The sequence below is a fragment of the Mycobacterium sp. WUMAC-067 genome (genome assembly GCF_020217485.1).
Classification (GTDB): Bacteria; Actinomycetota; Actinomycetes; order Mycobacteriales; family Mycobacteriaceae; genus Mycobacterium.
This window is the reverse complement of record NZ_JAEKMI010000097.1, coordinates 1-6,978: the sequence shown is the minus strand read 5'-3', so window position 1 is coordinate 6,978 and position 6,978 is coordinate 1. Positions and strand designations below refer to the sequence as shown.

The 6,978-nt window shown below is 59.8% G+C and carries 8 protein-coding genes; 4 read left to right on the top strand and 4 right to left on the bottom strand.

Annotated features, from left to right (window positions below; translation table 11 throughout):
• The 4 genes from JF781_RS27080 to JF781_RS27065 all read left to right on the top strand — a co-directional run.
• Positions 1-446, top strand: a 446-nt coding sequence (locus JF781_RS27080; RefSeq protein ID WP_225325984.1) for a metal-dependent hydrolase, incomplete at its 5' end; no start/stop codon positions are given.
• A 69-nt stretch (positions 447-515) separates the two neighbouring features.
• Positions 516-1,385: a metal-dependent hydrolase gene (locus JF781_RS27075; RefSeq protein WP_007172273.1), complete on the top strand. Its 870-nt coding sequence runs from the start codon at positions 516-518 to the stop codon at positions 1,383-1,385.
• Positions 1,357-2,985 carry an NAD(P)/FAD-dependent oxidoreductase gene (locus tag JF781_RS27070; RefSeq protein WP_007172274.1) on the top strand — a complete coding sequence of 543 codons (1,629 nt, stop codon included), beginning with the start codon at positions 1,357-1,359 and terminating at the stop codon, positions 2,983-2,985. Before JF781_RS27075 ends, JF781_RS27070 begins: the two co-directional genes overlap by 29 nt.
• The gene (locus JF781_RS27065) at positions 2,982-3,935 is read left to right on the top strand and encodes an SDR family NAD(P)-dependent oxidoreductase (RefSeq protein WP_007172275.1); all 954 of its coding nucleotides are present in this window, start codon (positions 2,982-2,984) and stop codon (positions 3,933-3,935) included. Before JF781_RS27070 ends, JF781_RS27065 begins: the two co-directional genes overlap by 4 nt.
• A gap of 327 nt (positions 3,936-4,262) precedes the next feature.
• Here the strand turns inward: JF781_RS27065 and JF781_RS27060 are convergent, their stop codons facing one another.
• The 4 genes from JF781_RS27060 to JF781_RS27045 all read right to left on the bottom strand — a co-directional run bounded on the left by JF781_RS27060 (position 4,263) and on the right by JF781_RS27045 (position 6,888).
• Positions 4,263-4,670 carry an SCP2 sterol-binding domain-containing protein gene (locus JF781_RS27060; RefSeq protein WP_007172276.1) on the bottom strand — a complete coding sequence of 136 codons (408 nt, stop codon included), beginning with the start codon at positions 4,668-4,670 and terminating at the stop codon, positions 4,263-4,265.
• A gap of 279 nt (positions 4,671-4,949) precedes the next feature.
• A complete protein-coding gene (locus tag JF781_RS27055; RefSeq protein ID WP_007172277.1) occupies positions 4,950-5,237 on the bottom strand; it encodes an NADH-quinone oxidoreductase subunit I in 288 nt (95 codons plus the stop codon).
• Between the two features lie 26 nt (positions 5,238-5,263).
• Positions 5,264-5,716 (bottom strand): hypothetical protein, encoded by a 453-nt coding sequence (locus JF781_RS27050; RefSeq protein WP_007172278.1) that lies wholly within the window; start codon positions 5,714-5,716, stop codon positions 5,264-5,266.
• A complete protein-coding gene (locus JF781_RS27045; protein ID WP_007172279.1) occupies positions 5,704-6,888 on the bottom strand; it encodes a ferritin-like domain-containing protein in 1,185 nt (394 codons plus the stop codon). The genes JF781_RS27050 and JF781_RS27045 overlap by 13 nt, the downstream gene beginning before the upstream one ends.
• Between the last annotated feature and the right edge of the window lie 90 nt (positions 6,889-6,978).

Below are 6,978 nucleotides of genomic sequence, written 5' to 3'. Positions count from 1 at the left end.
CCGTACTTGCTGAGCGGCTGCTCGGCGATGAGGAGATCCAGGCGATCCCGGGTGATGCGGAGGTGTGGAACCTGCTGAACTGGCATGCGCTGGAGGAACTTGAGCACAAGTCGGTTGCCTTTGATGTATTCCGCTCGGTGCGGGGTACCGAGCGGGTGCGTCGACGTGTGATGGCGGTAATGATCCCCCTTCTGCTCCTCCTCATAACCGCCGTACTGGCTTGTTCGGTGGCGCGGGATCCCGAAGCGCGCCGTCAGCCAGTGCGACTGGTGCGTGAGACCTATCGGCTCTACCGCGGCCCCATTCTTCGTGGCGTGATCCCAGAGCTCAGGCAATACCTGCGACCGGGATTTCATCCCGACGACATCGACACCAACGCGTTGCTGGAGCAATGGCAGGAGGAACTCTTCGGCACCGAGGGGGCCCTGGTCGGCTACCTGAAGTGACCGACCACCACACTCAAAACAAAGGAGAGTGTCATGGTAGCTAGTCACGCAGCAGTTGCGAACACAGGAATGGCACCGGAAAGACCAGCAAAAAAGGCGTATCCGAAAACTCGCCGGATTCGGTTCTCATTCGGTGATCCGCAGCCGATGCAGCGTCACTTCGTTGAGGGCGACATCGTGCTTAGCCACCTTGTGGCGTTGCTGTCGGGCATATTTCCGCCCGGCGAGGAATTATTTATCAGGTCGGTCCGGCGCTTCGCCGATCGGGTGACCGATCCGGAGTTAAAGAAGCGGGTGGCCGGATTCATTGGTCAGGAGTCGGTGCATGGGCAGGAACACCGCCGGCTCAACGAGCAATTGGTGGACAGGGGCTATCCCCTGGTCAGTTTTTTCATGTTCGATGCCAATAGTCGGCGGCAGCGGCTGTTGGTGCGGATCGAAAACCTGCTGCCCGCGCGGGTACCCCTGGCGGTCACTGCAGCGGCTGAACACTTCACTGCCACGCTGGCTGAGCGAATGCTAGGCGAGGAGTTACAGAAGATCCCTGGTGATCCCGAGGTGCGAAACCTGCTCAACTGGCACGCGGTGGAAGAGCTGGAGCACAAATCGGTTGCCTTCGACGTTTACCGGTCGGTCCGCGGGCCGGAGTGGCTTCGCATCGGTGTGATGGGGGTTTTATACGTTCTGGCCATCCCGGTGATAACGATCGGCGTGTTGCTGTCCATCGCGACGGACCCTAAAGGGTGGCATCCGATCAAAGTGACGCGTCAAGCGCGTGCTGTGTTTCGAGGCCCGCTGCTCAAGGGTTTGATGGCCGACCTGCGCATCTACATGAAACCCGGCTTTCATCCCGACGATGTCGACACCCGTGCGCTGCTGAACAAGTGGCAGCAGGAACTGTTCGGGACCCATGGCACCCTTGTGGGTTACCAAAAGTAGCAGCAAGTCCGGCGAGCCCGAATTGAGTACAAAAGTCGAGATTGAACAGTTACCTGCTGCCGAGCGTGTCACTCCTGACCATGACGTCGTCATTGTGGGCGCTGGGTTCGGCGGTATCGGCGCCGGTATCGCCTTGCAACGGAGAGGTATTCACGACTTTGTCATCGTCGACAAGTGGGATCGGGTGGGCGGCACCTGGCATGCGAACACATATCCGGGTGTGGCGGTGGATATTCCGTCGTTTGTCTACAGCTTTTCCTACGAGCAGCGCGGTGATTGGTCGCGGATCTTCGCTCCGGGTGACGAGCTTCGGGATTACGCCGATGACGTCGTGGACCAATACGGCCTGCGTGAGAAGCTTCGGTTGAACACCACCGTCGCCTCGGCGGTGTTTGATGAGCACAACAGTCTATGGCGATTGACCGCCGCCGGCAACCAGGAGATCACGAGCCGATATGTCGTAATGGCGGTCGGCGGCCTGGAACGCCCGAAGATGCCCGATATCCCAGGTTTGGACGAGTACGGGGGTGCGCTCGTGCACACCGCGCTATGGGATCACGACGTGGTGCTGGCCGGTAAGCGCGTCGCGGTGATCGGCACGGGCGCCACGGCGCTCCAGCTTGTCCCGGCCATCGTTGACGAGGTCGAACATCTGACCGTCTTCCAGCGAACGCCGATCTGGGTGTTCCCCAAACCGGATATGGAGATCAAGTCCGTCGGCCGATGGGTCCTGGGCCGTAAACGAATCCGCTCGGCTATCCGCACGGTGGGCACTGTCGCAACTGAGATCGGGATGGCGGGGATGTGGGTCGGTCCAGGGTGGCTAGTGAACGGGACTCGCCAGCTGCTCGAGCTAGCTACACGCCGCTGGATGCGTCGGCAAATCGAGGATCCAGTAATTCGGGAGAAGCTGATCCCACACTATGGCTTGGGCTGCAAGCGCCCATCGATGTCAAACGACTACCTCCGCACATTCAACCGCGAAGATGTCAGCCTGGTCACCGATGCGATCGAGTGCATAACCAGGAAGGGGGTGCGGACAGTGGATGGTGTAGAGCACGAGGTCGACGTGTTGATATGCGCGACCGGGTTCAAGCTGTGGGATACGGGTGCAGTGCCACCCTTTCCCGTCATCGGGCGCGACGGCATCGATCTCGGGCGGTTCTGGTATGAGCAGAGATACCAGTCGTATCAAGGCGTGTCTGTTCCCAAATTTCCGAACATGTTCTCCATCACTGGGCCTTATGGCTTCGTGCTGGGATCATATCTGTGGATGATCGAAGCGACGTCGGCTCATCTGAGCCGCGCTATAGCCGAGGCGAAGCGCTGCGGCGCGACGGTCTGCGAGATACGTCAGGAAGTCCACGACGAGTATTTCCGGAAGTGTTTGAAGCGCCAGGAAAAGAACTTTCTGTTCACTCCGACCTGCGCGGATTCGAATACCTACTATATCAACAGCCAGGGCGATTCACCGTTTCGGCCGTCGACGCATGGCGAAATGTATTGGCAGAACCGACATTACAACCTTGATGTCTACCGCTACAGTACGGGCGTTAAGCTTCCGGGTGCGATCGGGGCCATGAGGAAGGAGAACGCGTGAAGGTCAATCGGTTGCGTCCACGCGTGGTGGTGGTCACCGGGGCTGCAAGCGGTATTGGCCGGGCGACAGCGATCAGGTTTGCCAAGCTCGGCGCCCATGTCGTGGTGTCCGACATCGATCTGGATGCGGCACAAGCGACCACGGCGATGATCCGTGGTCATGCCCGCAGCGCGTCGGCGGCGCAATTGGATGTTATCGACCCCGATGCCTGGGAGGCGCTCGCTCGCAGCGTGTTAGCCGATTACGGATACGCCGATGTGCTGGTCAATAACGCAGGAATCTTGGTGGGCGGCCCGTTCTTAGAGCTGCGTCCGTCGGATTGGGAACGCCAACTCGGTGTGAACCTAATGGGCGTCGTTCATGGGTGCCGTTTCTTCGGCGCCCAGATGGTTGAACACGGCGGTGGCCATATCGTCAATATCGCCTCGGCGGCGGCATTCACGCCCACCCCGGTTATGTCGCCGTACTCGGTTTCCAAAGCGGGCGTGAAGATGCTGACCGAATGCCTGCGGCTCGAGCTCGGACCGAAAGGCATCGGCGTCAGCGCGATATGCCCGGGTGTGATCAATACCAATATAGGTGATCGCGCGGTGGTTGTCGGCGTCAACCACGAACTGATCGAACAAGGAAAACAGTTCACCAAGAAGCTCCAGGAATTTGGCGAGAAGTTTCCGATCTCACCGATGAGTCCCGACCTCGTCGCTCGCGCCGCCGTGCGTGCTGTACGGTTTGATCTCGCGGTCGTACCGGTGCGCACCGAGGCCTGGCTGGGCTATTTCATGCTCCGCATTGCCCCCGCTGTCAACCGCCGTATGACACAACCATTCTCAGTGGAGGCGTTGCAGCGGCTGGGCACTCGCCTGTTGAGCACCCAGCGCGCCACGAACCAGGACAAACTTGTCCCCCGTCGAGCCGATTCGGCGGCGTCGGTCGTCAGCACGGGAAAGTAGTCTGCTGACGATCAATGGCCATTCCGAAGTCGAGTGTTTCCGACATCATCAGTCCTTCCCGCCAAGCTCACGCCCGGCGTGTCAGACCAAGATCAGATCCACCGTTGTTCAGACAGTCCCAGGTATGGAAAATGACCCCGACGAAATCCTGCCCCACACCCGTAAACGGGTTTCAGACGCAGGACCCTAGTAGCGCAGGGCTTCAAGTGCGGCGCGGACCAAGACGCCGGTCGCAGCGACCAGGCCGACGCTTATCCGGCCCGTTCGAACATCTACGCTCGAGGAGCTTGATGTACGCCATACAGCTTGACGACTTGTCGACGCGCGTCAAACAACCAGCAGGTCAGTACGGCCCTCAGCCCGCAGCAGCTCCTCGTACCGCGGGAAAAGCTTCTTGGCGACGGGAATAAGCTTCAGGATCTTTGGAACCGGCCCCTTGGCGCGGACCTGGCCTTTGGCCAGCGCGACAGCGAGATTGAGGTTGCCCTGCCAAAACCGGTTGGCCATGTCAGAGGTCATGAACATCGCTACGGTAGGCTTGATGTCACAGTTCCCGGTGAACACCTTCTTATTAGGCATGTCGACCGTAACCTGGATATCCGGGTCAGAGCAGTTGAGCTGCAGCACAACACCGGATGCCGCTAGTTGATCGGCGATCGACTCATCGTCCACCGCCTCCTCGAAGATCCCGGCAATGTACTTCGTTGCCTCGACGCCGTCTTTGAAAACGCCCATGACACAACTCCTAGTCATTTGATGGGGTGGTGATGGTCGGGACGCCGCGAGGTCTGACCGAAAAACCACGATGATGATGTCGTGATAGATCGGCAAAGCTGACGGCGACGCGGCGGGAGCTCATGCGGCAGCTGACATTGTGGGTCGAAGCCACAGCTATCGCCTGTCCGAATTTTGGCAGAGAGGTCAGAATCAACCTCCGCGCCAAGCGGCCGCGCGACACGTGGCCCCGGCCACCAATCTGATGCCAATCCCTCAGCTCCTGGATCTTTTGATGTATCAGCTATCTTTGCGCGCTGCCCAGTCGTATAGCTTTCCGATCTTCGTGTAGCCATTGTCCGGGACAAATGCCGCCTCGACCCGCCCGTCGTGAATACAATCGACGGGGCACAGCGGGACGCACTTCCCGCAGTCGATGCATTCATCGAGGTCGATGACGAATCGGCCCAGGAAATCGTCGGCCTTCTTGGATATGGCATCGACCCGTCCCGGGCACGAGTGCTCACACGCTCCGCACCCGATGCACGTGTCATCGATGTAGAAATGGCCTCGCCGAGTGCCGCTCATGCTCTTTCCTTTTCTTCAGCGGCGACTCACAGCCGAGCGCTCTTGTTGATGAAATGCTGCAAACTCTGGTTGTAGCGGAAAAACATGTCCTTGCCCAGAGGATCAGATGACCAGACCCGTATCGGCGTCGACGCCATGCTCAAGGCGTTGAGGGTGTGATCGAGGTCCGGTCGGCCGTCTCCGGCGCGGATGTTGTCCACCATGTCCAGCCACGAATCACGGTCGGTTTCGATGACGAAATCCATCGACTCCAACCCTGTGTCGCTGATCTCTTTGATCTCGCTCACCTCGAAGCCGTCGAACGTGAGCTGGACAATCAACGCAGACCCATCTGGGCCGCCATCGAAGATGTTGACGGCAAACCGGCAGTCGACCTCGCCGAGTTTACGGAACTCGGCGAGGTCAGCCTTACTGACCTCCGCCAGCCTGGTGAACCACTCAACGGTAGGAAGATCTGCGCTCGTACTTACGCCGTCCACGGCATCTCCAAGGGGATCGTCACCTTCTCGCGACGGTCAAACCCGGCCCGCTCACAGCGCTGCAGGTACTCCTCAATAATCGTCCCCCACAGGAACGACACACCCTCCATACCTTCGTCGATCTTGTCCACTCCACCGCCCATAAGAACGGCCAGCGGTTCCAACAGCCCGGGACTGCTCAGTGCGGTGAGGATGATCTGCTCGCCAAGATCGGCGAAGCGATGCATATCCGAAAGCGCCTTTTCCCGATCAGTCGAGCTGTCGAGGAAGTTCTTCAATTCCAGGGTCCCGTACGACACGTGACGGGCCTCGTCCTGCATGCAGCGCCGGAAGATCTCCTTGTCGACATGCGTCTTGGACAGGTACTCCCCGGCCCGGAAAATCGTAAGGACAAGCCCTTCGCCCAGCACGTTCAGCAGGAACGTGCCCTGGGTGTGGCTCGGCGACTCGAGGATCGCCTTCAGTGCCCACTCCAGGGCCGGGCTGGCGTGCAACAAGCCTCCCCCGCCGGCGAGGGCACGCTTTCGGAACACCTCCATGTGGCGGGCCTCGTCCATCATCTGCGTCACGAGGAAGTTCTTAACCTCGTAGAAATCCGGTGAGGTGCGATACACCCACCGCGACGGAAAGTCACCGGCGACGAACTCAACCTCCGTCAAAGAGGTAGCCAGCTGGCACGCCGCCTTCTCCAGATCCTCACTGGCGGGCTCCAGCTCGTTCCACGGAATATCGCTGGTGGAGTTCCACTGCCGTGCCTTGGCCTCCTCATACAGCGTCATGACGTTGTCCGCCCAGGCCTCCTTCTTGTCGAGGATGTCATAAGCGTCGATGGTCGGCATCTGGTCAACATAGGGCTCACGCACAGAGCCGCGCGGGGCGAAGTTGCGCCACGTCGTGTGCTCGGGCAGCGTGCCGTAGGCTGGCGGGCGGTTGATGTCGGTATAGGTCAACCCCCGCGAACTCGGGCGCGCGCGAACACCCCAATTGGCCTTGTCGGTGTTCATCCAGTGCAGCGAAAACGAGCCGCGCCCGAGCCGGTCGAGGTTCTCCTGCAACAACTCAGCCCAAATCGTGTTGTCCTCCCGAAACTTCTTCTCGTAAGCCGCCAACGCCTCGTCTTCGAGCGGAGTTTCACTGGGAAGCGCCTGCATCTGGGTCAGCATCTCGGTCATGTGGTGATCCTTCACATTAGTGACCTAATCCATTCGTAGCGCCAGCGTATGGCGCCGCTCACATCGCGTGTAAGGTCCGGCAGGTGTCCG